This is a genomic window from Variovorax sp. LjRoot84, assembly GCF_964254305.1.
Taxonomy (GTDB): Bacteria; Pseudomonadota; Gammaproteobacteria; order Burkholderiales; family Burkholderiaceae_C; genus Variovorax.
In genome coordinates, this window is the sequence record NZ_CAXUTE020000001.1 from 2,257,923 (window position 1) to 2,280,806 (window position 22,884).

Annotated in this window: 22 protein-coding genes and 2 riboswitches; of the genes, 6 read left to right on the forward strand and 16 right to left on the reverse strand. The window is 67.2% G+C overall.

What is annotated here, in order from left to right; all coding sequences use genetic code 11:
- Window positions 1-127: 127 nt before the first annotated feature.
- The 10 genes from gcvP to ACSQ9I_RS11695 all read right to left on the reverse strand — a co-directional run bounded on the left by gcvP (window position 128) and on the right by ACSQ9I_RS11695 (window position 10,960).
- Window positions 128-3,022 (reverse strand): aminomethyl-transferring glycine dehydrogenase, encoded by a 2,895-nt coding sequence (gene gcvP, locus ACSQ9I_RS11650; RefSeq protein WP_093109380.1) that lies wholly within the window; start codon window positions 3,020-3,022, stop codon window positions 128-130.
- Between the two features lie 13 nt (window positions 3,023-3,035).
- On the reverse strand, window positions 3,036-3,410 hold the full coding sequence (gene gcvH / locus ACSQ9I_RS11655) for a glycine cleavage system protein GcvH (RefSeq protein WP_436303657.1): 375 nt from the start codon (window positions 3,408-3,410) through the stop codon (window positions 3,036-3,038).
- Between the two features lie 24 nt (window positions 3,411-3,434).
- Window positions 3,435-4,631, reverse strand: a complete 1,197-nt coding sequence (gene gcvT / locus ACSQ9I_RS11660; protein ID WP_436306284.1) for a glycine cleavage system aminomethyltransferase GcvT — start codon at window positions 4,629-4,631, stop codon at window positions 3,435-3,437.
- Between the two features lie 11 nt (window positions 4,632-4,642).
- Window positions 4,643-4,760, reverse strand: a riboswitch (glycine riboswitch).
- Between the two features lie 20 nt (window positions 4,761-4,780).
- A riboswitch (glycine riboswitch) is annotated at window positions 4,781-4,867 on the reverse strand.
- A 37-nt stretch (window positions 4,868-4,904) separates the two neighbouring features.
- Entirely contained in the window at window positions 4,905-5,813 is a 909-nt protein-coding gene (locus ACSQ9I_RS11665; RefSeq protein ID WP_436313257.1) for a hypothetical protein, read from the reverse strand.
- A gap of 132 nt (window positions 5,814-5,945) precedes the next feature.
- A complete protein-coding gene (locus ACSQ9I_RS11670; protein ID WP_436313258.1) occupies window positions 5,946-6,482 on the reverse strand; it encodes a hypothetical protein in 537 nt (178 codons plus the stop codon).
- An 81-nt stretch (window positions 6,483-6,563) separates the two neighbouring features.
- Entirely contained in the window at window positions 6,564-7,856 is a 1,293-nt protein-coding gene (locus tag ACSQ9I_RS11675; RefSeq protein WP_436313259.1) for a TRAP transporter large permease, read from the reverse strand.
- Window positions 7,853-8,365, reverse strand: coding sequence for a TRAP transporter small permease (locus ACSQ9I_RS11680; protein WP_436303662.1), 513 nt, complete (start codon window positions 8,363-8,365; stop codon window positions 7,853-7,855). Before ACSQ9I_RS11680 ends, ACSQ9I_RS11675 begins: the two co-directional genes overlap by 4 nt.
- Window positions 8,366-8,441: 76 nt before the next feature.
- Window positions 8,442-9,416 carry a TRAP transporter substrate-binding protein gene (locus tag ACSQ9I_RS11685; protein WP_093109373.1) on the reverse strand — a complete coding sequence of 325 codons (975 nt, stop codon included), beginning with the start codon at window positions 9,414-9,416 and terminating at the stop codon, window positions 8,442-8,444.
- A 213-nt stretch (window positions 9,417-9,629) separates the two neighbouring features.
- Window positions 9,630-10,361: an anti-sigma factor gene (locus ACSQ9I_RS11690; RefSeq protein ID WP_436313260.1), complete on the reverse strand. Its 732-nt coding sequence runs from the start codon at window positions 10,359-10,361 to the stop codon at window positions 9,630-9,632.
- Window positions 10,358-10,960 (reverse strand): RNA polymerase sigma factor, encoded by a 603-nt coding sequence (locus tag ACSQ9I_RS11695; protein WP_436313261.1) that lies wholly within the window; start codon window positions 10,958-10,960, stop codon window positions 10,358-10,360. The genes ACSQ9I_RS11690 and ACSQ9I_RS11695 overlap by 4 nt, the downstream gene beginning before the upstream one ends.
- Window positions 10,961-10,993: 33 nt before the next feature.
- On the opposite strand from ACSQ9I_RS11695, the gene ACSQ9I_RS11700 reads away from it, so the two are divergent.
- Window positions 10,994-11,554, forward strand: coding sequence for a DUF3455 domain-containing protein (locus tag ACSQ9I_RS11700; protein ID WP_093109370.1), 561 nt, complete (start codon window positions 10,994-10,996; stop codon window positions 11,552-11,554).
- Window positions 11,555-11,565: 11 nt separating this feature from the next.
- On the opposite strand, the gene ACSQ9I_RS11705 is transcribed toward ACSQ9I_RS11700, so the two are convergent.
- Together ACSQ9I_RS11705 and ACSQ9I_RS11710 are read right to left on the reverse strand one after the other, a co-directional pair.
- Window positions 11,566-12,051 carry a tetratricopeptide repeat protein gene (locus tag ACSQ9I_RS11705; protein WP_436313262.1) on the reverse strand — a complete coding sequence of 162 codons (486 nt, stop codon included), beginning with the start codon at window positions 12,049-12,051 and terminating at the stop codon, window positions 11,566-11,568.
- Between the two features lie 113 nt (window positions 12,052-12,164).
- Entirely contained in the window at window positions 12,165-13,859 is a 1,695-nt protein-coding gene (locus ACSQ9I_RS11710) for an electron transfer flavoprotein-ubiquinone oxidoreductase (protein WP_093109368.1), read from the reverse strand.
- Window positions 13,860-13,980: 121 nt separating this feature from the next.
- On the opposite strand from ACSQ9I_RS11710, the gene ACSQ9I_RS11715 reads away from it, so the two are divergent.
- From ACSQ9I_RS11715 to ACSQ9I_RS11725, 3 genes are all read left to right on the forward strand, one after another.
- Window positions 13,981-14,763 (forward strand): SDR family oxidoreductase, encoded by a 783-nt coding sequence (locus ACSQ9I_RS11715; protein WP_093109367.1) that lies wholly within the window; start codon window positions 13,981-13,983, stop codon window positions 14,761-14,763.
- A gap of 77 nt (window positions 14,764-14,840) precedes the next feature.
- Complete coding sequence (locus tag ACSQ9I_RS11720; protein WP_436313263.1) at window positions 14,841-15,662, forward strand: DMT family transporter; 822 nt, start codon at window positions 14,841-14,843, stop codon at window positions 15,660-15,662.
- Window positions 15,659-16,078 (forward strand): acyl-CoA thioesterase, encoded by a 420-nt coding sequence (locus tag ACSQ9I_RS11725; RefSeq protein WP_093109366.1) that lies wholly within the window; start codon window positions 15,659-15,661, stop codon window positions 16,076-16,078. The genes ACSQ9I_RS11720 and ACSQ9I_RS11725 overlap by 4 nt, the downstream gene beginning before the upstream one ends.
- A gap of 192 nt (window positions 16,079-16,270) precedes the next feature.
- On the opposite strand, the gene ACSQ9I_RS11730 is transcribed toward ACSQ9I_RS11725, so the two are convergent.
- Both ACSQ9I_RS11730 and ACSQ9I_RS11735 read right to left on the reverse strand, forming a co-directional pair.
- Complete coding sequence (locus ACSQ9I_RS11730; RefSeq protein WP_436303668.1) at window positions 16,271-17,638, reverse strand: ATP-binding protein; 1,368 nt, start codon at window positions 17,636-17,638, stop codon at window positions 16,271-16,273.
- Entirely contained in the window at window positions 17,635-18,312 is a 678-nt protein-coding gene (locus ACSQ9I_RS11735; protein WP_093109364.1) for a winged helix-turn-helix domain-containing protein, read from the reverse strand. Before ACSQ9I_RS11735 ends, ACSQ9I_RS11730 begins: the two co-directional genes overlap by 4 nt.
- Before the next feature lie 89 nt (window positions 18,313-18,401).
- On the opposite strand from ACSQ9I_RS11735, the gene ACSQ9I_RS11740 reads away from it, so the two are divergent.
- Together ACSQ9I_RS11740 and ACSQ9I_RS11745 are read left to right on the forward strand one after the other, a co-directional pair.
- Window positions 18,402-19,109, forward strand: coding sequence for a phosphatase PAP2 family protein (locus ACSQ9I_RS11740; RefSeq protein ID WP_436313264.1), 708 nt, complete (start codon window positions 18,402-18,404; stop codon window positions 19,107-19,109).
- A gap of 46 nt (window positions 19,110-19,155) precedes the next feature.
- Window positions 19,156-20,922, forward strand: a complete 1,767-nt coding sequence (locus ACSQ9I_RS11745; RefSeq protein WP_436313265.1) for a phosphoethanolamine transferase — start codon at window positions 19,156-19,158, stop codon at window positions 20,920-20,922.
- A 7-nt stretch (window positions 20,923-20,929) separates the two neighbouring features.
- Here ACSQ9I_RS11745 and ACSQ9I_RS11750 read toward each other — a convergent pair whose 3' ends face one another.
- Together ACSQ9I_RS11750 and ACSQ9I_RS11755 are read right to left on the reverse strand one after the other, a co-directional pair.
- Window positions 20,930-21,508, reverse strand: a complete 579-nt coding sequence (locus tag ACSQ9I_RS11750) for a peroxidase-related enzyme (protein WP_436303671.1) — start codon at window positions 21,506-21,508, stop codon at window positions 20,930-20,932.
- A gap of 49 nt (window positions 21,509-21,557) precedes the next feature.
- On the reverse strand, window positions 21,558-22,847 hold the full coding sequence (locus tag ACSQ9I_RS11755) for a haloacid dehalogenase-like hydrolase (RefSeq protein WP_436313266.1): 1,290 nt from the start codon (window positions 22,845-22,847) through the stop codon (window positions 21,558-21,560).
- Window positions 22,848-22,884 lie beyond the last annotated feature (37 nt).

The window sequence follows — 22,884 nt, forward strand, 5'->3', positions numbered from 1 at the left end:
CCGCTGGAATCGGGGCTCTACCTGGACGTCGAAGCAGCGACGGCGGGATCGACAGGCGCGACCCTGCTCTTTGTAAAAATGTGTTGCACGGGGCCGGCTTCGACAAGCTCAGCCCGAACGGGTGCAATCAGGCGTATTCGCCTACCGGCACGCAGCTGCAGAACAGGTTGCGGTCGCCGTAGACGTTGTCGATGCGGCCGACCGGCGGCCAGTACTTGGCCCCCTTGAGCGTGGCAAGCGGAAAGGCGCCGAGCTCGCGCGAGTAGGGATGCGTCCATTCGCTCACGAGCAGGCTGGCCGCGGTGTGCGGCGCATGCTTGAGCGGGTTGTCGTCCTTGGGCCAGACGCCTTCCTCGACGCGGCGGATCTCGCCGCGGATCGCGATCATCGCGTCGATGAAGCGGTCGAGCTCGGCCAGCGGTTCGCTCTCGGTCGGCTCCACCATCAGCGTGCCCGGCACCGGAAAGCTCAGCGTCGGCGCGTGGAAGCCGTAGTCGATCAGCCGCTTGGCCACGTCCTCGGCCGTCACGCCGCTCGTGTCCTTGAGCGGTCGCAGGTCGAGAATGCATTCGTGCGCCACGTGGCCGTTGGGGCTCGCATAGAGCGTGGGGTAGTGCTCCTTGAGGCGGGAGCTGATGTAGTTGGCGCTCAGGATCGCGATCTCCGTGGCGGCCTGCAGGCCCACGGCACCCATCATGCGGCAGTACATCCAGCTGATCGGCAGCACCGCGGCATTGCCCAGCGGCGCGGCCGACACGGCGCCGACGCCGTTGGACGCGACGCCTGCCGTCGCATGCCCCGGCAGATAAGGCACGAGATCTTCGACCACGCACACCGGCCCGACGCCCGGGCCGCCGCCGCCGTGCGGAATGCAGAAGGTCTTGTGCAGGTTCAGGTGGCTCACGTCTCCGCCGAACTCGCCGGGCGCCGCCACGCCGACCAGCGCGTTCATGTTGGCGCCGTCCACGTAGACGCGGCCGCCGTGCGCATGCACGATCTCGCAGAGTTCCTTGACGCGGGTTTCGAACACGCCGTGCGTGCTGGGGTAGGTGATCATCACCGCGGCCAGCTTGTCGCCGTGCTTCTCGCAGGCGCGCTTCAGGTCGTCCATGTCGACGTTGCCTTGCGCGTCGCAGGCCGTCACCACCACCTGCATGCCGACCATCTGCGCGCTCGCCGGGTTGGTGCCGTGCGCGGAGGAGGGGATCAGGCAGATGTTGCGGTGCCCTTCGCCCTTGGCTTCATGGAAGGCCTTGATCGCCAGCAGGCCGGCGTACTCGCCCTGCGAGCCGGCATTGGGCTGCAGGCTGATGCCCGCATAGCCGGTGGCCTCGCAGAGCCAGGCGCGCAGCTGGGCGTCGAGCTGCGCATAGCCCTGCAATTGCTCGGCCGGCGCGAAGGGATGGATGTTGGCGAACTCGGGCCAGGTGATCGGGATCATCTCGCTGGTCGCATTGAGCTTCATGGTGCAGCTGCCGAGCGGGATCATGCTGCGGTCGAGCGCCAGGTCCTTGTCGGAGAGGCTGCGGATGTAGCGCAGCATCGCGGTCTCGCTCTTGTGGGTGTTGAACACCGGGTGCGTGAGGAAGGCGCTGGTGCGTCGCAGGTCCTCGGGGATGCGCGGCGCGATGCTGCCGGCCAGCTCGTCGAAGCGCGGCATCGGCGTGCCGGCAGGCACGAACAGGGCCCACAGCGTCTCGATGTCGGCGCGGGTGGTGGTCTCGTCGAGCGAAATGCCCAGGTGGTTCTGCAGGCGCTGGCGCAAATTGATGCTTGCCGCCTGCGCGCGCTCCTGGATTTTCGGCGTGTCCTCGCCGGTCTTGACGGTGAGCGAGTCGAAGGAGGTCTCATTGGCCAGCTCGCGGCCCATCTGTTCGAGGCCCTGCGCCAGCACCGCGGTGAGCGCAGCCACGCGCTGCGCGATGCGCGTCAGGCCTTCGGGCCCGTGGTAGACCGCGTACATGCTCGCGACCACCGCCGGCAGCACCTGCGCCGTGCAGATGTTGGAAGTGGCCTTCTCGCGCCGGATGTGCTGCTCGCGCGTCTGCAGCGCGAGCCGGTAGGCCGGCTGGCCTTGGGTGTCCACGCTCACGCCCACCAGGCGGCCGGGCAGCGAGCGCTTGAACTCGTCGCGGCAGGCCAGATAGGCCGCGTGCGGGCCGCCGTTGCACATCGGCATGCCGAAGCGCTGCGTGGTGCCGCAGACGATGTCGGCATCCCATTCGCCGGGCGGCGCCAGCAGCGTGAGCGCCAGCAGGTCGGCCGCCACGCAGAAGGCGGCGTCGCACGCATGGGCGTGGCCGGCGAGCGGGCGCAGGTCGTGCACGTGGCCGGTGGTCGAGGGGTACTGTGCGAGTGCGCCGAAGAAATCGCCGCTGGCCATCAGGTGCGGCAGGGTCTCCGACACGGTGCTGACCTTGACCTCGATGCCGAGCGGCGCCGCGCGCGTTCTGATGACCTCGATGGTCTGCGGATGGCAGTCGCCCGAGACCAGGAACACGTTGCTCTTGCTCTTGACGCTGCGCTTGGCGAGCGTCATCGCCTCGGCCGCTGCCGTGGCCTCGTCGAGCATCGAGGCATTGGCGATGGCCATGCCGGTGAGGTCGCACACCATGGTCTGGAAGTTGACCAGTGCCTCCATGCGGCCCTGCGAAATCTCGGCCTGGTAGGGCGTGTAGGCGGTGTACCAGGCCGGGTTTTCGAGCACGTTGCGCAGGATCACGCCGGGCGTGTGGGTGCCGTAGTAGCCCTGGCCGATGAAGTTCTTCGCCACCTTGTTCTTCGCCGCAATGGCCTTCAGCTCGGCCAGCGCGTCGGCCTCCGTCACCGAGGCGGGCAGGCGCATCGGCTTCGTGCGGCGGATGGCCGGCGGCACGATGCCGTCGATCAGCTCGGCGCGGGTGGTCGAGCCGACGGCGGCGAGCATGCGCGCTTCGTCATCGGCCTCGATGCCGATATGGCGGGCGATGAATTCCTCGGCGTTCTCGAGTTCGCTGAGGGAGGGCAGGGAAGACTTCGGCATTGGCGTGTTCGGTTCAGTTTTCGTCGGCGAACTTTTGATAGGTGGTGGCGTCGAGCAGTGCATCGAGCTGCGAGGCGTCGCTGATCTTCATCTTGAAGAACCAGCCGCCCGCTTCGGGCGCGCTGTTGGCCAGCGAAGGGTCGGCGCGCAGCGCCTCGTTGACTTCGGTGATCTCGCCCGTGATGGGCATGAACACGTCGGCCGCCGCCTTGACCGACTCGACCACGCCGGCGACATCGCCCTGGCTGTAGCTCTTGCCGACTTCCGGCAGGTCGACGAAGACCACGTCGCCCAGCGCATCCTGCGCATGAACGGTGATGCCGACGGTGGCGACGCCGTCGCCGACCGCCTGGACCCACTCGTGGTCCCTGGTGTACTTGATGCTCATGAAAGGCTCCTTGAAGAAAAGAATTCAACCGCGGTAGTAGTGCTGCGGCACGAAGGGCATGGTGCTCACCTCCATCGGCACCGGCTTGCCGCGCACGATGGCCTGGATGCGGGTGCCGGGCTCGGCATAGGCGAGCGCGACGTACGCCATCGCGACTGGCCGGTCGACCGTGGGGCCGAGCAGGCCGCTGGTCACCTGGCCGATGGGCGCGCCCTCGAAGGATTCGAGCAGCGTGCCATCGCGCACCGGCACGCGCTCCAGCGCCACCAGGCCGACGCGCTTGCGCTTGAGCGTGTGGTGGTCCAGGTGGCCTGCGACGCCATTGGCCGCCGTGAGTTGCGCCAGCACCTTGGCCGCGCCCGGAAAGCCGCCTTCGCGCGCACCGCCGGTGCGCCGCACCTTCTGGATCGCCCAATTGAGCGAGGCTTCGACCGGCGTGGTGGTCTCGTCGATGTCGTTGCCGTAGAGGCACAGGCCCGCTTCGAGCCGCAGCGAATTGCGCGCACCCAGGCCGACGGGCTTGACCTCGGGCTGGGCGAGCAGCAGCCGCGCGAGCGCTTCGGCATCCTTGGCGGCCACCGAGATCTCGAAACCGTCCTCGCCCGTGTAGCCGCTGCGCGTGGCAAAGGCCGCGATGCCGCCGATCTGCACCGCGCCGCCGGTCATGAAGACGAAGCGCTCGATGCCGGGCGCGAGCCGGGCCAGCGCGGTCACGGCCTGCGGGCCCTGCAGCGCCAGCAGGGCGTGGTCGGGCATCGGCAGCACCTGGCAGCGCGCGCCGATCCTGGCCTGGATGTGCGCGATGTCGGCCACCTTGCAGGCGCCATTGACGATCACGAACAGCGAGTCGTGGCCTTCGTTGAAGAACATCAGGTCGTCGAGGATGCCGCCTTCGTCGTTCAAGAGCAGGCCGTAGCGCTGCTTGCCCGGCGCCAGGCCGATCACGTCGACCGGCATCAGGCTCTCGAACGCGGCGGCGGCATCGGGTCCAGCCAGGCGCAGCTGGCCCATGTGGGAGATGTCGAACAGGCCGGCGGCCTCGCGCGTGTGCTTGTGCTCGGCCATCAGGCCGGCGGGGTACTGCACCGGCATCACATAGCCCGCGAAGGGCACCATGCGGGCGCCGAGCTCCAGGTGCAGGTCGTAGAGCGGGGTCTTTTGCAGATCGTCGGATGCGGAGGCCAAGGCACTCTCCAAAGGGGCAGTCCAGATCCATGACATTCTTGCCATGGGCCACCCCTGCTGTCCGCTTTACCTGAGAGATTCGCCCCACGATCGGGGTTTGCTCCTTCGGTGGACGGCACTGCGAACAAAAAACGCGATGCGCCGCCTCTCTCCAGCAAGGAAACGCCCGGAAAATGGGGCGCTTCGTCAGTCCTTTTGCCTGAGCGTTCGGGCCCGTTTTTCGAGGGGACCTGCGCCTTCGGCGGCCCCGCGCTGCGAGGCTCTCTCCTGACCTGCCCGAGTGTAAGGGATGAGCCCGGTCCTGGCCGCTCAGGAGCGCTCCAGGCGCAGCCGCCTGAGCAGAAACTTCTCCCACAGCTTGTCGGCGACGAGCTGCAGGGAGCTGCGAATGTGCGCTCTGGCATTGCGCGCGTCGTAGGGCGAGCGGATGTCGGCGCCCAGCTGCCGGGCGCGCACGCTGAGCATGCTCTCCGAGAGAACGCAGCGCGCCTTCATGCGCAGGTCGTCGAAGTTCTCCGGCGAGAGCGCTCTGGCCTTGTGCCATTCGTGGGACCACTTGAATCTGCGCTGCCTGGACGGATCGCTCTCGTCCTTGATCAGCCAGGCTGACACGAATTCGACATAGGCCTCGTCGACGCTGTCGCGAAACAGACGGTGCTCGGGTTCGAAGCGGTCGTAGACCAGCGAATCCAGGAATTCGTTGCCCGGCGAAAGCGCACCGAGCTGGCGGCGCAGGTTGCCGTTCATCGCGAAGCAGTAGGTCGAAACCCATTCGAGCAGGGGACCGAGCGGCGTCATCGTCGAGCGCGGAAAATCGTTGATCTCGCCGAAGAGCCACGGGCCCGGGTGCAGCCCCAGCCTCTTGATTTCACCGCCGAAGCCGGCCACCCTGCGTTCGCTCCATCCGTGGTTTCGCGCGACGGTGTCGTTCGAAAAGATCCACACGTCGGGCTCGCCGCTGCGGGCAAGAATGGCTGCGACTCCTTGGTCCCACCCAGTGAATTCGCGGTTGGAGTTGTCGCCTGCGATGACGAAGCCCTCCTCGAATTCCGCATTGCGCAATGCTTCGCCTCCGGTGGACCTGGCGTTGTCGACGATCGCGAGAACGACACGATCGCTCTCGCCGGCCAACTGCCTTCGCAGCTTGGTCAGCACCTGGACCGAATGATCACGATGCTGACTCCCGTACTCCAGATGAACAAAACCGTAGTTCGTCATGCCTGTTGACAGAAAAAAGAAGGGAGGGTTGGGGCGCCGGATGGGCGCGACGCGACGAGTATCCCTCCTCGTCTTGTCAGCGGAGACGCCGAGTTTGCCCGGATGCGGCCATGGCGGCCGTCGGGGCCGGTTTCAATGCACGAGCTGGGGCGGCAGCAGCTTGTCGATGCGTTCGCGGATCGACGTGGCGCGCTCGGCACCCGCGAGCTTCTCGATCTCGCCGAGCATGGCGGATGCGGCGGCCAGCATCGACTCCCGGTCGCGCGCTTCGCGCAGCAGCTCGCGGAACTGCCCGGCCAGGATCGGATCGCGCCTGACGAACATGCGCTCGCACAGGTCGAACAGGAACATCCGCGTGGTGGCGAGCGAACGCTTGCCGTCGAAGACATCCGCCGCGACCGGCGGCTCGGGGCTCGCGTCGGACGCCGGAGCTGCCTGCACCGGCGGCGCCACGGCGGGCGTAGCGGGTTGCGAACGATGCAGATAGCCCTCCTGCACCAGGTGCAGCGCCACGCGGCCGGCCTCGTCGCGGCTGCCGAAGAGCTGGCCGAAGTCGGTGACCGAGCGCTGGCCGTCGGCCATCAGCAGCAGGGCGCGCTCGCGCTGGCCCAGCGTGCGGCGGCCCGGCTGGAGTTCTTGGCGCGCTTTCTCGGTCTTGATGAGGAACATGGGATGCTCGGGCGTTCGGGGTCGAGCGCCGCAGCATCGGGGATCCGCATGACATCCTCGTGAATGACCGGGCCGCTGCCGCTATTTGAAGCCCCACAAACGCGGCAGCCAGGTGCTGAGCGCCGGAACGAAGGTCAGCACCAGCAGCACGGCCGCGTGCGCCCACAGGAAGGGCACGAGCTCGCGCACCAGCTGCGACATCGGCACCTTCGAGACGTTGCAGGTCACGAACAGCAGGCCGCCTACCGGCGGCGTGATCATGCCGAGCGTGAGGTTGTAGATCACGATCATCGCGAAGTGGACCGGGTCGATGCCGAGCTTGATGGCCACCGGCGCGAGGATGGGTGCCAGCACCATCACGCCGGGCAAGGGCTCGATGAAGATGCCGAAGAGCAGCAGGAAGACGTTCACGATGATCAGGAACATCCACGGCGAGAGCTGCATGCTGACCAGCCATTCGGCCAGGGACTGGGGAACGCCTTCGATGGTCAGGATCCAGGCGAAGGAGGCCGACAGCCCGATGATGATCAGCACCGAGGCCGACAGCAGCGCCGAGCGCGCGAGGATGTCCGGCAGCGCCTTCCATTCGAGCGTGCGGTAGACGAACTTGCCGCACACCAGCGCATAGAACACCGCCACCACCGAGGCCTCGGTGGGCGTGAACCAGCCGGCGCGCATGCCGCCGAGGATCACCACCGGCAGCAGGATGGCGGGGATGGCTTTCCAGGTGGTCAGCAGCACTTCGCGCCAGGGCGGCATGCCGCCGTCGCCGCGGTAGTTGCGCTGCTTGGAAACGTAGAAGTTCACCACGCACATCGCGACCGCGATCAGCAGGCCGGGAACGAGGCCGGCCACGAACAGGCTGCCGACCGACACGCTGTCGTCCTGCAGCGCGTAGATGATCATGATGATCGAGGGCGGAATGATCGGGCCGACGATCGCGGTCGAGGCCGTCAGCGCCGCCGCGTAGGAGCGGTGGTAGCCGGCCTTCTCCATCATCCTGATGAGCATCGAGCCCGGCCCCGCGGCATCGGCCAGCGCCGAGCCCGAGATGCCCGAGAAGAAGGTGAGCGAGACCACGTTGGTGTAGCCGAGCCCGCCGCGCCGGTGGCCGACGAACTGGCCCGCGAAGCGCAGCAGCACCTCGGTCAGCGAGCCGCCGCTCATGAGTTCGGCCGCCAGGATGAAGAAGGGCACCGCCATCAGCGGGAAGCTGTCGATGCCGGTGAAGGTTTCCTTCAGCAGCACCATCAGCGGATAGGACTCGGCGAGGATCAGCGTCGCGGCCGTGGCCAGGCCCAGCGCGAAGGCCACGGGCACGCCGATCGCGAGGAACAGGCAGGCCGACAGGATCAGGATGATGCTGGCGTTCATAGCGAGGCGCTCGCGGTCGCATCGAAGTGCGCGTCGGACGCGAACTCGCGCTTTTGCACGTAGCCGCGCACGATCAAAAGCCAGTGGACGATGAGCAGCACGCCGCCGATCGGCATCGCGCTGTAGATGTAGGCAAAGGGAATCTGCGTGACGGCGGTCAGCTGGAACATGGTGCGCTCCATGTAGAGCCAGCCGTACCAGACCATGAAACCGAAGAAGGCGAAGAGCAGCGCCGCGACCACGGCGCGGACCGCGACCGCGCCCCTGGGCGGCAGCGCGTCCTGCAGGTTCTCGACCGCGATGTGGCCGCCGTAGCGCAGCACCGGGCCGGCGCCGAGGAAGGTGAGCCAGATCATCATGTGGCGCGAAACCTCTTCGGCCCATTCGAGCGAATTGCTCGTGAGGTAACGCATCCCCACGTTGATGAAGATGATGACCGACATCGATGCGAGCAGCAGAATCAGCGCCCAGCGGTTCGCGGCCAGAAAGTAGTGTTCGAAGGTTTTCATATCAAAACAAAACCGCCCGGTGCCACTGCGGGTTCACCGGGCGGGAGTGCCGCAACGCGGCACGCGCGTTGCCGCGCTACTTGACGTCGCTGATCTTCTTGATGTTGTCGGCGCCGAATTCCTTGGCATAGCCGGTGTAGGCCGGCTTCAGCGCTTCGCGGAAGGCGGCACCGTCGACGGTGCGCACGACCTTCATGCCGTCCTTCTCGAGCTGGGCGATGCCGCTGTTCTCGTCGTCGTTGACCTTCTTGCGCTGCGCCGCGCCGGCCTTCCTGGCGGCTTCGACGAAGACCTTCTTGTCGGCATCCGACAGCTTGTTCCAGACCTTGGGCGATAGCAGCAGCAGTGCCGGCGAGTAGACATGGCCGGTCAGCGAGAGATGCTTCTGCACCTGCGCGAACTTGGAGGACAGGATCACGGGAATCGGGTTCTCCTGGCCGTCGACCGTGCCCTGCTGCAGCGCGCCGAACAGTTCGGGGAAGGCCATCGGCGTCGGCAGGATGCCGAAGGTGCGGTAGCCGTCCATGTGCACCTTGTTCTCCATCGTGCGCATCTTGAGGCCCGCGGCGTCCTGCGGCTTCACGATGTCGCGCTTGCTGTTGGTCATGTGGCGGAAGCCGTTCTCGGTCCAGGCCAGCGCGATGATGCCCTTGCTCGGGAACTTGGCCAGGATGTCCTGGCCGATCGGGCCGTCCATCACCTTGCGCGCGTGCTCGTAGTCGCGGAACAGGAAGGGGATGTCGACGATCTTGACCTCGGGCACGAAGTTGCCGACCGGGCCGGTGGAGGTGTTGACCAGGTCCTGCGTGCCCAGCTGCACGGCCTCGATCTGCTCGCGTTCGCCGCCGAGTGCCGAGTTGGGGAACTGCTGGCACTTGTAGCGGCCTTGCGTGCCTTTTTCGACCTCGTCGCAGAAAGTGGTGGAGCCGACGCCGTAGTGCGATTCCTTGGTGGTCGCGTAGCCGATCTTGAGCGTGGTGGTCTGCGCAAATGCGGCGCAAGCCATACCGAGGCCGACGACGAGGCCGGCGGCCAGTCGGTTCAACTTCATGGGGGGAGTCTCCTGTGAGCGTGGACGTGTTGCAAACGTATGACTATGCATCAATGGGAGGCTTCATCACGTCGGGAGTTTCACGGACGCAGTTGCGTGCCGGCGATGACTGTTGCTCCCTCTCCCTCCGGGAGAGGGTGGGGGTGAGGGCACTGGGCCTTTGAAGGTCCGGCTCCGGCCTTAGATCAAGCGCAAAGCACAAATCAAAGAACCTCACCACAGCTTGGCGCAGTTCCCACTCAAAACAACCGCAGCGCTGGGCATCGCAGGCGCCGAAGCGGTCTCCCGCGTCACGATCAAGCGCGACACCTTGGAAAGAAGCTTCTCCGAGGTATCGGACAGCAGGGACACCGCCGTCCCGCTCGCCGGCACCACCCCCATTGCAAACGCGGGCCCTTCCGCCGGCACAGCCCACAGCACCAGGCGCTCTCCCTCGGCCAGGGAAGCGATCGGCCCCAGCACCTTGAGGGTCAGCGTCCTGCCATGGCGCAGCGAGCTCACCAGCAGCCTGCCGTTGCCTGCCGCATCGGTGAGCACGCCCACATAGCTTTGCGGCAGCCTCTCGCCCGAGCGCATGGCCAGCTGGTCGCTCGTCACGAAAAGCCCCGGCGCTGCGAAGAACAGGGTGCTCGCAGCGATGACGCCCGCAACGACGCCGCCCAGCCCGAAGCCGGCCGGCCTGAGCCAGGACGAAACCGAGCCCGAGCGCGCCGGTGCAGGCTGCGTGCGCGCCGCGATCGCGCGCCAGAGTCCGGCCGACGGCTGCTGCGGCGGCACTGACTGGGCCAGCCGCCCCAGCCGCTCTTCCCATTGCGCCACCAGGCCGCGCACGTCGCTGCGGTCGCGCTGCAGGCGTTCGAAGCGCCGCCGCGCACCGCCCGCCAGGGTGCCCAGCACATAGGCGGCCGCGAGCTCGTCGAGCAATCGGGTGTCGGTGTATCTCACGGCGCCACCCCCTGTGTCGCGAGGCAGGCGCGCAGCTTGTCCAGGCCGCGCCGTATCCAGGCCTTCACCGTGCCCAGCGGCGCGTTCATCTGCGCGGCCACCTCGCTGTGCGACAGGCCCTGGTAGTAGGCGAGTGCGAGGCTCTGGCGGAAGCTGCCGTCCAGCGCGGACATGCAGCCTTCGATGTGCAGGGCCTGCAGCGCCTGTTCGAGCAGCTGCATGGCGCTCGGCGCCGGGTCGGGCGCGTGCGCGTTCTCCTGCTGCTGCTCGTGTTCGTCCTGTTCCGTCCATGCATGTTCGTTGCGCCGCGTGCGCACGCGCAGCGCGTCCATCGCCTTGTTGCGGACGATCGCGATCAGCCAGGTGATCGGCTGGATCTCCTGCCCGTCGATGTTGGAGCGGTAGCTGGCGGCGTTCTTCCAGATGCTCACATAAGCCTCCTGCAGCACGTCCTCGGCCACTTGCCGTTGACCCAGCATGCGAAGCGCGATGCCGAACAGATGCACGTGCGTGCGTTCGTACATCTCGGCGAAGGCGGCGTGGTCGCCGCGCGCCGCCTGGGCGATCAGCTGCTGAAGGTTCAGAATATTTCTATTCATGCGGCCGAGTATTCCATCGACCCAGGAGATGCCATGAAATCGAATCCGCGAATCCCTCGTCTTGCCGCGACCCTGCTCGGTGCCGCCGCGCTCGGCGCCTGTTCTTCCATGTCGGAGCCGGGCCATCCCAGCGCTCGCACTGCGGCCTTGCCCGCCGCCATCCAGGCGCCCGCCGGCGAGCGCGCGGCTTTCACCTGGCATGCCACCGGCTCGCAGATCTACGAGTGCCGCGCCGCCGAGAAGGGCGGCTGGGCCTGGCAGTTCGTGGCGCCCGAAGCGGACCTGTTCGGTCCGGGCGGCGAGAAGGTGGGCACGCATGGCGCCGGGCCGCACTGGACCGCGCTCGACGGCAGCAAGACGCTGGGGGCGGTGAAAGCGCGTGCCGATGCGCCGCGCGCGTCCGACATTCCATGGCTGCTGCTGTCCGCGAAATCGGCCGGCACCGCGGGCCGCATGGCGAGCGTCACCGGCGTGCAGCGCATCAACACCGTGGGCGGCAGCGCCCCGGCCAGGGGCTGCGAAACGCAGGCCGATGCCGGCAAGCGCAGCAAGGAGCGCTACAGCGCGGACTACGTGTTCCTGGTAGCCCGCTAGGTGCACCGCGCTCAGTTCTTCTTGCCGTTGGCCTTGTAGCTCTCGATCGAGCTCTTGAGATCGCCATACTCCGGGCAGGACATGCCGCAGGCCCGGCCCAGCGCCGCCAGGCGCTGTTCGGCCCTGGGCAGATCGTTCATCGAGAGGTACAGCTCGCCCGAGTATTCCAGCGCGCCGCGGTGGCCGGGGTCGATGCGCAGGGCGGCGTCGTAGTACTTCTCGGAGGCGACCCATTTGGCCGTGCCGGACTTGCGCAGGCTGAAACCCATGAGGTTGTTCCAGTCGGCGCTGGCGCTGTCGTTGACTCTTTCGAGCTCGCTGACGGCGGCGGCCCATTTGCTGTCGGCAATGAGGGCCCGGGCCTGCGCGAGCTTGTTGCCGGCCGGCGCGGCCTTGGCGGCCGGCGCCGGGGCGGGCACCGAGTCGGCGGCAAAACCCTGGCTGGCGGCGAGCGCCAGGCTGACGGCGGCGAGGATGCGATGGAGCGTGATGTTCATGACGTCGAGGTCCTTGGGGTGAGGTTGGCGGACAGCGCAATTGCTGTCCTGCACCCACTTACGTCACCGCTCGCGAATCGGACGCACCGGCGTCCGAAAAAAATCGCCGGCTGCTACATGCCGACGTAGTTTGGCCCGCCGCCGCCCTCGGGCGTGACCCAGACGATATTCTGCGTCGGGTCCTTGATGTCGCAGGTCTTGCAGTGCACGCAGTTCTGCGCGTTGATCTGCAGGCGCGGCTTGCCGTTCTCGCCCTCCACGAACTCGTAGACGCCGGCCGGGCAATAGCGGCTTTCGGGACCGTCGTACTCGGGCAGGTTGATCTCGGTCGGCACTGCGGCGTTCTTCAGCGTCAGGTGGGCGGGCTGGTTCTCCTCGTGGTTGGTGTTGCTGATGAACACCGACGAGAGCCGGTCGAAGGTGAGCTTGCCGTCCGGCTTGGGATAGGCGATCTTCTTGCAGGCCGAGGCCTTCTTGAGGCGCTCGTGGTCGGCCTGGTGGCGGTGGATGGTCCACGGGATGTGGCCGCGCAGCACGTACTGCTCGATGCCGGTCATCAACGTGCCCACCGTCAGGCCCTTCTTGAACCACTGCTTGAAGTTGCGCGCCTTGTGGAGCTCCTTGTGCAGCCAGCTCTTCTCGAAGGCGGCCGGGTAGGCCGTGAGCTCGTCGTGCTGGCGGCCGGCCACCACGGCGTTGTAGGCGGCCTCGGCCGCGAGCATGCCGGTCTTGATCGCGGCATGGCTGCCCTTGATGCGGCTCGCGTTGAGGTAGCCGGCGTCGCAGCCCACCAGCACGCCGCCCGGGAACACCGTCTTGGGCAGCGAGAGCAGGCCGCCCGCGGTGATGGCGCGCGCGCCGTAGCTCAAACGCTTGGGCGCCTTCAGGCCCTTGTCCTGGCCTTCGAAGTACCAGCGGATGTTGGGATGCGTCTTGAAGCGCTGGAACTCCTCGAAGGGGCTCAGGTGCGGGTTCTGGTAGTCGAGGCCGACCACGTAGCCGATGATCAGCTGGTTGTTCTCGGCGTGGTAGACGAAGGAGCCGCCGTAGGTGTCCGGCGGCAGCGGCCAGCCCGCGGTGTGCACGGCCAGGCCGGGCTCGTGGCGCGCGGGGTCGATCTCCCACAGCTCCTTGATGCCGATGCCGTAGCTCTGCGGATCCTTGCCGGCATCGAGCTTGTACTTGGCGATCAACTGGCGGCCCAGGTGGCCGCGCGCGCCTTCGGCGAACACCGTGTACTTGGCATGCAGCTCCATGCCGAGCTGGAAATTCTCGGTCGGCTCGCCATCTTTGCCGATCCCCATGTTGCCGGTGGCCACGCCGCGCACCTTGCCGTCTTCGGTGTAGAGCACCTCGGCCGCCGGAAAGCCGGCGAAGATCTCGACGCCCAGGCCCTCGGCCTGCTGCGCGAGCCAGCGCACCACGTTGCCCAGGCTCACGATGTAGTTGCCTTCGTTGTGGAAGACCTTGGGCAAGAGGAAGTCGGGCGTGCGCGTGGCGCCGGTTTCGGAGAGCATCAGGAAGGTGTCCCGCGTGACTGGCTGGTTGAGCGGCGCGCCGAGCTCCTCCCAGTCGGGCAGCAGTTCGTAGAGCGCGCGCGGATCCATGATCGCGCCCGACAGGATGTGGGCGCCGGGCTCCGAGCCCTTCTCGAGCACCACGACCGAGATCTCCTTGTGGTGCGAGGCGGCCAGCTGCTTCAGGTGGATGGCGGTGGCGAGGCCGGCAGGACCGGCGCCGACCACGACCACGTCGTATTCCATCGCTTCGCGGGGGCCGAACCGGGCAAGTATTTCGTCATGCGTCATGTGGGGTCTCGTCGATAATGATTTGAAGGTGCGAGGCACCGCGAAGGGGCCGGGCCATTTTATGCGGCGCCCGGAGCGGCTTTAGGCCCGTCGCATCGGCGACTCCAACAGGACTTTCCCCATGGCTTACAGCATCGATCTTTCGGGCCGCGTGGCCTTCGTCACGGGTGCGTCGAGCGGTCTCGGCGCGCAGTTCGCCAAGACGCTGGCGCGCGCGGGCGCCGCAGTGGTATTGGCCAGCCGTCACACCGACAAGCTCAAGGAACTGCGCGCGCGCATCGAGGGCGAGGGCGGCGACGCCCACGTGGTCGAGCTCGACGTGACAAGCATCGACAGCATCAAGGCCGCGGTGGCACGCGCCGAGACGGAGGTCGGGCCGATCGACATCCTGGTCAACAACTCGGGCGTGAGCACCACGCAGCGCCTCGAAGAGGTGAAGGCCGAGGACTACGACTTCATCTTCGACGCCAATGTCAAGGGCTCTTTCTTCGTTGCCCAGGAAGTCGGCAAACGCATGCTGGCGCGCGCCAAGGGTGCGGCGCCCGGCACCTACATCGGCGGGCGCATCATCAACATCGCTTCGGTAGCTGCTTTGAAGGTGCTGCCGAAGATCGGTGTCTATTGCATGAGCAAGGCGGCGGTGGTGCAGATGACCAAGGCGATGGCGCTCGAGTGGGGCCGCTTCGGCATCAACGTCAACGCGCTGTGCCCGGGCTACATCACGACCGACCTCAACGAAGAGCACTTCGCCTCCGACGACGGCCAGAAGCTGGTGGGCATGCTGCCGCGCAAGCGCGTGGGCAAGCCCGAAGACCTGGACGGACTGATCGTGCTGCTGGCCAGCGGCCAGAGCCATTTCGTCAATGGCGCGGTGATCGCGGCCGACGACGGATTCGCGCTCTGAGTCCGCGCGCGCTCATCGGCATCGCGGCCGGTCTGGCCGCGGGTGCGCTCTGGGGGCTGGTGTTCGTGGCGCCGCGCATGGTGGGGCATTTCGGCATGGTGGACATCACGGCCGCGCGCTTCATCGTCTTCGGCGCGGTCGCGGGGCTGGCGGTCTGGTGGCGGCCGGCCGAGCGGCGCTGGCCCCGCGCGCGCCAGGCGCTCACCGTGCTCGGCCTCAGCGGACTCGGCTTCACCGGCTACTACCTGCTGCTGGCCTTCTCGATCGTGGCCGCGGGCACCGAGGTGTCGAGCCTGATCATCGGCACCATCCCGGTCTGGATGATGTTGCTGGGCCGTCCGGCCGGCTTGGCGCTGCAGGCCCTGGTGCCGGGACTGGCTCTCACGGCCGCGGGCATCGCGCTGATGGTCGCGAGTGCCTGGCCGGAAGGCGGCGCGAGCGGTGCGCACTTCGGCTGGGGCCTGGTGCTGGCGCTGCTCGCGATGGCGAGCTGGACGGCTTTCGGCCTCCTGAACGCGGCCTGGCTCAAGCGGCATCCCGAGGTGCACGCGGCCGACTGGGCCAACTGGCTCGGCATCGCGACCGGCCTTGGTGCCTTCGTGCTGTGGCTGGTCGCGGGCTCCGACATGGCCACGTTGCGCACACAGCCCGAGGGCAAGCTGTTCGTGCTGCTTGCGCTGGCCGGCGGCCTCGGGTCTTCGTGGCTGGCGACGGTGCTCTGGAACGTCGCGAGCCAGCGGCTTTCCGCGAGCTTGTGTGGTCAGCTGATCGTGAGCGAGACCTTGTTCGCCTTGCTTTATTCTTTTTTGTGGGACGGGCGCTGGCCGCATGCCATCGAGCTGACGGCCGCGTTGCTGTTCGTCCTCGGCATCCTCGCATCCATCAAGGCACACCGATGAGAATCGAAATTCCCGAAATCAAGAAGCTCGTCTACGAAATGACGATCCCGATCCGCTGGGGCGACATGGACGCGATGGGCCATCTCAATAATGCCAGCTACTTCCGCTACCTCGAGACGGCGCGCATCGACTGGTTCCACTCGCTGGGCGCCGAGCCCGCACCGGACGGGCAGGGCATGGTGATCGTCAATGCCTTCTGCAACTTCTACAAGCAGCTCGAATACCCGGGCGACGTGCTGGTCAAGATGTACGTGAGCGACCCGGGCCGCACCACCTTCGAGAGCTGGGCCACCATGGCCCGGACCGATGCGCCCGAGGTGATCTGCGCGGCCGGCGGCGCGACCACGATGTGGGTCGACTTTCCGAAGCAGAAGGCGCTGCCGCTGCCGGACTGGCTGCGCTCGATCGTCAGCTAGGGAGCAACAAAAGGCCCTCCGCCAACTTTCGTTCGCGCAGGAGGGCCTTTCGCAGTCTCGGAGTGCCGCGATGGGTGTTGCCGAGTCCGTGAACATATTCTGCATGCGCGTGCTCGCCGCGCAATTCAGCCATGCGCCATAGAGCAAGCGGGAGGTGTCCTACTCGTCGTCAGCCCTGGCTCCTTCAGCCCTTCATGCCGGACTCAACACGATGCGCGCCTCGAAGCCTGTCGCCGCCCCCGGCGGCGGCGACATCAGTTCGAGCCGTGCCCCATGCTTCTCGACGATGGTGCCGACGATCGACAGCCCCAGCCCGTAGCCCGCACGATTGGAGCTGTGGCGCACGTGGCGCTGCTGCAGCGTGCGCAGCTCGACCTCGCCGACGCCCGGGCCGAAGTCGCGCACGGCCAGCGTGCAGGGCTGCATCACCTCGATCACGACGCGGCCGCGGCCGTAGCGCAGCGCGTTCTCCACCAGGTTGCGCAGCGCGATCGCCAGCGCGTCGACGTCGCCGAGCGCGACCGGCGGCTCGGTGTCCGGCACCTTGAGCGACAGGCGCTCGTTCACGCGCGGGTCCTGCCAGAACTCCTGCGCCACCGTGCCGGCCAGCTGGACCAGGTCGGTCTTCGTGCGCGTCAGCGAGGCGGCCGATTCGGCCCTGGAAAGTTGCAGCAGCTTCTCGGTGCGGTGGCCGAGCATCTGCAGCGCATCGAGCGCGGCCTCGACATCGTCGCGCCGCAGTTCGTGCTCGAGCGCGGTCTGCAGCCGCAGCCGCGCCGCCGCGAGCGGCGTGCGCAGCTCGTGCGCCGCATTCGCGGCCAGCGCGCGCTCGACATCGAGCGCCTGCGAGAGGCGCTCGAGCAGGCGGTTGACATGGTCGCCGACCGTGCGCAGCTCCTGCGGCAGGCCGGGGAGCCCGATCGGGCGCAGGTCGGTGCCGCTGCGCTGCGCGATCTCGCCGGCGAGCTGCTGCAGCGCGCGCAGCTCGGTGCGCGCCACGTTGCGCAGCACCAGCGCCAGGAGCGGCAGCACGGCGAACAGCGGCACGATCAGGCCGAACAGGGTGCGGTTGAGCGCGGTGCGGCGCTCGTCCAGCGGGTCGGCGACCTGGAAGAAGAGATCGCGCGAGGGATGCCGCACGGTGTAGATCCGCCAGGCCTCGGCATTGGCAAAGCCGGCCGCCAGCGGAACGTCGAAGGCGTTGGGCGGCGACTCGGCGGAGCGCAGCAGTACGCGCTCGTGCAGGTCGACCACCTGGTACAGCACCGCATCGGTCGGAAACAGCTGCGGCGGCGCGATCAGCGGCGTGCGCGTCTCGCCGCGCTCGCTTCGGAGCTTGTCGAGCTCGTGCACCGCCATGTCGAACATGCGGTGCGAGACTTCCACCAGTTCGCTGTCGAAGTTGTGGTTGATCTCGCGGTCCACATACCAGACCACGCCCAGCACGCACAGAAGCCAGACGCCGCCGACCCAGACGATGAGGGTGCGGGTCAGCCGGCCGGCGAGCGAATCGCGCGTGCCGAGCTCCGCGCCCGCCTGCTGCAGGAAGTTCAGCTTCATTCGTCGTCGTCTTCGGGCGAGAAGGAAAGCCGGTAGCCCAGGCCGCGCAGGGTCTGGATGTGGCTGCGGCCGAGCTTGCGCCGGAGGCGGCTGATGAACACTTCCAGCGTGTTGCTGTCGGCCTCGTCCCCGAAGCCGTAGAGCGCGTCGGCCAGGTTCTCGCGCGTGTGGATGCGTTCGGGCCGCGTCGCCATCACGCGCAGCAGCGCCCACTCTTTTTGCGTCAGCGTGATCGGAAGACCGTTCTTGCGCACCAGGTCGCGCGCCAGGTCGATCTCGAGCGTGCCGAGCTTCAGCACGGGCGAGCTGGTGGTGCTGCGCCGCCGCTCGACGGCCCGCAAGCGCGCCAACAGCTCCGCGGGGTCGTAGGGCTTGATAAGGTAGTCGTCGGCACCGGCGTCGAGGCCGCGGATGCGGTCGGTCACCTGGTCGCGGGCGGTGAGCACGATCACGATCGGGCGCTCGCGCAGCGCCCGCACGTCCGGCAGCAGCGAGAGCCCGTCGCCGTCGCTCAGGTGCAGGTCGAGCAACACGGCCGCGTACTGCACAGCCGCCAGCGCGGCGCGCGCGTCCGCGAGGCCGGGCGCCACGTCGACCACGAAGGCCTTGGCCATCAGGTAGCTGCAGACCGCGCCCGCCAGGGCGGCATCGTCTTCGACCAGCAATATGCGCACGTCGCCTCGCTCTTATCTCAAAAGAGGGGAGTCTAGTGCGGCCGTCGCTTCAGATTCAGTTCAGGCGCGGACCCTAAGCTTGGCCGCGCATGATCCGTTCCCTTGCCGCTCGTCCGCTCGCCTGGATTCTTCTGACACTGGCTCTTCTCCTGCTCTGGGATGCCACCGGCCTCGACCTGAAGCTCGCGGCGATGGCGGGCACGCCGATGGGTTTTCCGTGGCGCAGCGACTGGTTCCTGGTCCAGGTCGTGCACGAGGGCGCGCGGTCCCTGAGCTGGCTGATGGTGCTCGCGCTGTTTGCCGGCATCCGCTGGCCCATCGGCATCCTGCGCCTGCTGCGCATGCGCGAAAGAGCACAGCTGGCATTCACCGTGCTGGCCTCCGTGCTGGCCGTCTCGCTGGTCAAGACTACGAGCCATACCAGCTGTCCCTGGGACCTCCAGCTCTTCGGCGGGGTCGCGCACTACGTCTCCCACTGGTCGTGGGGCGTGCAGGACGGCGGCCCGGGCGGCTGCTTTCCGGCCGGCCACGCGTCTGCGGCCTTTGCCTATGCGGGCGGCTGGTTCGCATGGCGCCGCGCCGCGCCCGCGGTGGCGCGAAGATGGCTCTTCGGCGCGCTCGCTGCCGGGCTGCTGCTGGGGCTGGTGCAGCAGCTGCGCGGCGCCCACTACATGAGCCACACGCTCTGGACCGCGTGGATCTGCTGGACGGTAGGCTTCGCGATCGATGCCTTCGTGCACCGGGGTCCGGCCGGGGTTGCGCGGCTGGCCGGCCTTCCGAAGCTGAACGAATCCTGAGCTGCGCATTCAGTGAGTTTTCAGTCCAGGTTTCCAGACTCGCTGGATGCCTGTTTCGAATGCTCGCTCCTTCCCCCATTCCGCTCATGACCTGACTGCCGCCCGGCCGGCGCAAGGGACCGCGGCAGATGCGTCCACGCCGCTCTGGCAGCGCATCGATGCCTGGCTCGCGCGCCCGCGCTCGGCGCGCAGCGTGGTCGTCTGGCTGAGCCTCTACCTGGCCCTGGCCGCCAACTGGCCATTGTGGAACGAGCTAGCGCGCATCGGCGGTGCGCCGAGCATGTACCTGCCGTCGATCGCGGCAATGGCGCTGCTCATCGTCTGCGGCAGCGTCGCGCTCTTGTCCTTCACCGCCTGGTCGCGCTGGATGAAGCCGGTCTGGTTCGCCGTCGTCGTGGTCGCCGCCGTGGCCCAGCACTACATGCAGAGCTACCGGGTGGTGATGGACCCCAGCATGCTGGCCAACGCGATGCAGACCGATGCCCACGAGGTGAACGACCTGCTGAGCTGGCGCCTGCTGTTCCACGTGCTGCTGGTCGCCGCCTTGCCTGCCTGGGCGCTGTGGCGCGTGCAGGTCGTCCCGATGCGCTTCGTCTCGCAAGCCTGGCGCAATGCGCTGCTGCTCGTCGCAGCGGTGGCCGTGGCGGTGGGCGGTGCGCTGGCGATGGGCCGGGAGCTCGCGCCGCTGATGCGCAACAACGTCCACCTGCGCTACATGATGAATCCGCTGGCCAGCATCTATTCGGCCAGCGCGGTCGCCATCAGGCCGATGTTCAAGCACAGCCGCAAGCTGATCCCGGTGTCCGGCGGCGCGGCACTGGGCGCCAGCTATGCGGCGCAGGCCCGGCCGCCGCTCTTCGTGCTGATGGTGGGCGAGACGGCGCGGGCCGACCACTTTGCGCTGAACGGCTATGCGCGCGACACCACGCCGGCACTCGCGGCGCGCAAGGTGCTGAGCTGGCGTGACGTTCATTCCTGCGGCACCAACACGCTGGCCTCTGTGCCCTGCATGTTCTCGCCGCTGGGCAAGACCGCCTTCGAGGCGCGCAAGGACGAGTACGAGAACCTGATGGACGTGCTGCAGGCCGCCGGCCTTGCGGTGTTCTGGCTCGACAACCAGGCCGGCGGCTGCAAGGGCGTCTGCGACCGCGTGCCGCACGCGTCGGCCTTCGACACCGTCGACCCGAGCGTGAAGAGCGCGCTTTGCGAAGGCGACGAATGCCTCGACGACGTCATGCTCCATGGCCTGGATGCGCGCCTGGCCGCCTTGCCGGCCGAGCGCCGCGGCAAGGGCGTGGTGCTGGTCATGCACCAGATGGGCAGCCATGGCCCGGCCTACTACAAGCGCTCTTCGCCCGATGCCAAGCGCTTCCTGCCCGAGTGCAAGAGCAACGCGCTGGCCGAATGCAGCCACCCCGAGCTGATCAACGGCTTTGACAATTCCATCGCCTACACCGACCGCTTTCTCGGCAAGACCATCGACTGGCTGAAGGCACAGTCCAAGAGCTACGACCCCGCATTGCTCTATCTCAGCGATCATGGCGAATCGCTGGGCGAGTACGGGCTGTTCCTGCATGGCGTGCCCTACAGCTTTGCGCCCGAGGTGCAGAAGCACATACCGATGATCGCGTGGTTCGGCGAGGGCATGAGCGCGCGCGACAAGCTCTCGCGTTCATGCATGGAGGCGGGGCTCGACACGCCGCTCACGCACGACAACCTCTATCACACGGTGCTGGGCCTGATGGACGTGAAGACGCCGAGCTACAAGCCCGCGCTCGATGCGCTGGCCTCTTGCCGCGGCGCGCCGGCCTGAATAGGCCCTACTTCTTCTCGCGCGGCAGCCGCCCCATCAGGAAGAACTCCGGGTTCGGCTGCATGCCGCTGAAGCTGGCCATGCGGTTGGAAAGGCCGAAAAAGGCGGTGATGGCGGCGATGTCCCAGATGTCCTCGTCGCTGAAGCCGTGCGCGTGCAGCGGCGGGAAGTCGGCGTCGTCGATCTCGTGCGAGCGCTCGCAGACCTTCATCGCGAACTCGAGCATCGCGTACTGGCGCGGCGTGATGTCGGCCTTGCGCCAGTTGACTGCCACCTGGTCGGCCACCAGCGGCTTCTTCTCGTAGATGCGCAACAGCGCGCCGTGCGCCACCACGCAGTAGAGGCACTGGTTGGCGGCGCTGGTGGCGGTGACGATCATCTCGCGGTCGCCCTTGGTGAGAGAGCCTTCCTCCTTCAGCATCAGCGCATCGTGGTAGGCGAAGAAGGCGCGCCACTCGGCCGGCCGGCGCGCGAGCGCCAGGAACACGTTGGGCACGAAGCCGGCTTTCTCCTGCACTTCGAGCACCTTGATGCGGATGTCTTCGGGCAGGTCCTCGAGCTCGGCGAGGGGATAGCGTTCGGCCATGGTCGTCTCCTGGTGTCCGGCACGGCAGCCGGTGCGCTTCGAGACGAGTTTACTTGAGCGTCTTGCCCTGCGTGGCGCCCAGTGGCGTGTGCAGTTGCGACGGCACGAACAGGCCCGTGTTGTCGTCGCGGCCCTGCAGCAGGTAGCGCGTATCGGCCTTGCCGTAGCCCTGCGCGGCGAGCACCGAGAACTTGCCGATGTCCGTCTTGCCGTCGCGCAGCCGATTGACGATCAGCACCTTCTTGGTGTCCGCGAAGTCGGCCATCATGTTCTGGTCGCCTTCGCTGTCGCCGGCGATGAAGCTGGGCCCATAGCCGTATTTGCTGACCAGGAAGCGCTGGATGTTCTTGGTCTTGCCCCGTCCCTGGGTCTGGTCGTAGCCGCGACGGTATTCGGGCTGGATCACGCCCTTGGCATCGCGTTCGAGTTCCATCGCCAGCACGCGCTCTGCCGGGTTGTCGTAGCCGAAGGCCGGGTTCGAGGAGATCTCCTTGATCACGTCGACGAAGGAGGCCGAGCAGACCCAGACATCGAAGCCCGCGTTGCGGAACCTGGCGTACAGCGCCTGCATCTCGGGAACCAGGCGCAGGCCGTTCTTCCAGCTCACCGAGACGACGCCGGCTTGGCCGGGCAGGGCGGCCGGCGTGCTCCACTTGACCTTTTCCACCGGCTGCTTGAGTTGCCAGGCCACCGTATCGGCCGTGAGCTTGCGCACCTGCGCCTCGTTGAGCCCGACGAAGAGATAGGTGACCCAGGGGTAGGCCGTGTCGTGGTCGAAGGTGTCGCCGATGGCTTCGTACAAGTAGCGGACCTTGGTCACGAAGGCCGTGTAGTTCGGGTTCTGCTTGACGGCCGCGAGCGGCATGCTGCCCTGGAGGCCGCTGTAGTTCCGGTAGAGCCAGGTGTAGCTGGCAACGATGTCCGGCACGATGCTGTCGATGTTGACCGGCTGCCCCGCCGCGTTGTTGTGGGCCGGTGCAAAGTTGGTTTTCGGAATGTTCTTGCGCAACGCCGTTTCGAGCTGTGCCGGCGTGGCGCCGAAGGCGAGGTTCTCCAGCTGGTAGATCAGCGATGCCTCTTCGATATCGAGAAAGATGCTGGTGTTGTCCCAGTCGAAGACCACGTACGGCGGCTTCGATGCGTTGTAGGCCGGGCTGCCTCTGCCGAGGCCGGCGATCAACGCATCGATCTGCTGCCGGTTGAAAGGGTCCCAACGGCCCGCGGCAAGCGGCTGAATGCTGGCGCTGGGCGCTGCCGGCCCGAATGGCCCGCCGGCACAGCCGGCCGCCAAGGCAGCGGCCAGGACCATCGGCAAGACACGGGCAAAGTTCCTCTTCATGGAGTTTTCTTCCTTCAAGTGACAAGGGGATGGGAAA

Bases quoted from the DNA above. Each gene is read 5' to 3' on its own strand.
- ACSQ9I_RS11750 (WP_436303671.1), bottom strand. From the start codon at position 21,508: ATGGCCGAACGCTATCCCCTCGCCGAGCTCGAGGACCTGCCCGAAGAC.
- ACSQ9I_RS11755 (WP_436313266.1), bottom strand. From the start codon at position 22,847: ATGAAGAGGAACTTTGCCCGTGTCTTGCCGATGGTCCTGGCCGCTGCC.
- ACSQ9I_RS11740 (WP_436313264.1), top strand. From the start codon at position 18,402: ATGATCCGTTCCCTTGCCGCTCGTCCGCTCGCCTGGATTCTTCTGACA.
- gcvH (WP_436303657.1), bottom strand. From the start codon at position 3,410: ATGAGCATCAAGTACACCAGGGACCACGAGTGGGTCCAGGCGGTCGGC.
- ACSQ9I_RS11675 (WP_436313259.1), bottom strand. From the start codon at position 7,856: ATGAACGCCAGCATCATCCTGATCCTGTCGGCCTGCCTGTTCCTCGCG.
- ACSQ9I_RS11680 (WP_436303662.1), bottom strand. From the start codon at position 8,365: ATGAAAACCTTCGAACACTACTTTCTGGCCGCGAACCGCTGGGCGCTG.
- gcvT (WP_436306284.1), bottom strand. From the start codon at position 4,631: ATGTCATGGATCTGGACTGCCCCTTTGGAGAGTGCCTTGGCCTCCGCA.
- ACSQ9I_RS11665 (WP_436313257.1), bottom strand. From the start codon at position 5,813: ATGACGAACTACGGTTTTGTTCATCTGGAGTACGGGAGTCAGCATCGT.
- ACSQ9I_RS11700 (WP_093109370.1), top strand. From the start codon at position 10,994: ATGAAATCGAATCCGCGAATCCCTCGTCTTGCCGCGACCCTGCTCGGT.
- ACSQ9I_RS11695 (WP_436313261.1), bottom strand. From the start codon at position 10,960: ATGAATAGAAATATTCTGAACCTTCAGCAGCTGATCGCCCAGGCGGCG.
- gcvP (WP_093109380.1), bottom strand. From the start codon at position 3,022: ATGCCGAAGTCTTCCCTGCCCTCCCTCAGCGAACTCGAGAACGCCGAG.
- ACSQ9I_RS11725 (WP_093109366.1), top strand. From the start codon at position 15,659: ATGAGAATCGAAATTCCCGAAATCAAGAAGCTCGTCTACGAAATGACG.
- ACSQ9I_RS11720 (WP_436313263.1), top strand. From the start codon at position 14,841: ATGGTGGGGCATTTCGGCATGGTGGACATCACGGCCGCGCGCTTCATC.
- ACSQ9I_RS11685 (WP_093109373.1), bottom strand. From the start codon at position 9,416: ATGAAGTTGAACCGACTGGCCGCCGGCCTCGTCGTCGGCCTCGGTATG.
- ACSQ9I_RS11670 (WP_436313258.1), bottom strand. From the start codon at position 6,482: ATGTTCCTCATCAAGACCGAGAAAGCGCGCCAAGAACTCCAGCCGGGC.
- ACSQ9I_RS11705 (WP_436313262.1), bottom strand. From the start codon at position 12,051: ATGAACATCACGCTCCATCGCATCCTCGCCGCCGTCAGCCTGGCGCTC.
- ACSQ9I_RS11730 (WP_436303668.1), bottom strand. From the start codon at position 17,638: ATGAAGCTGAACTTCCTGCAGCAGGCGGGCGCGGAGCTCGGCACGCGC.
- ACSQ9I_RS11745 (WP_436313265.1), top strand. From the start codon at position 19,156: ATGCCTGTTTCGAATGCTCGCTCCTTCCCCCATTCCGCTCATGACCTG.
- ACSQ9I_RS11710 (WP_093109368.1), bottom strand. From the start codon at position 13,859: ATGACGCATGACGAAATACTTGCCCGGTTCGGCCCCCGCGAAGCGATG.
- ACSQ9I_RS11715 (WP_093109367.1), top strand. From the start codon at position 13,981: ATGGCTTACAGCATCGATCTTTCGGGCCGCGTGGCCTTCGTCACGGGT.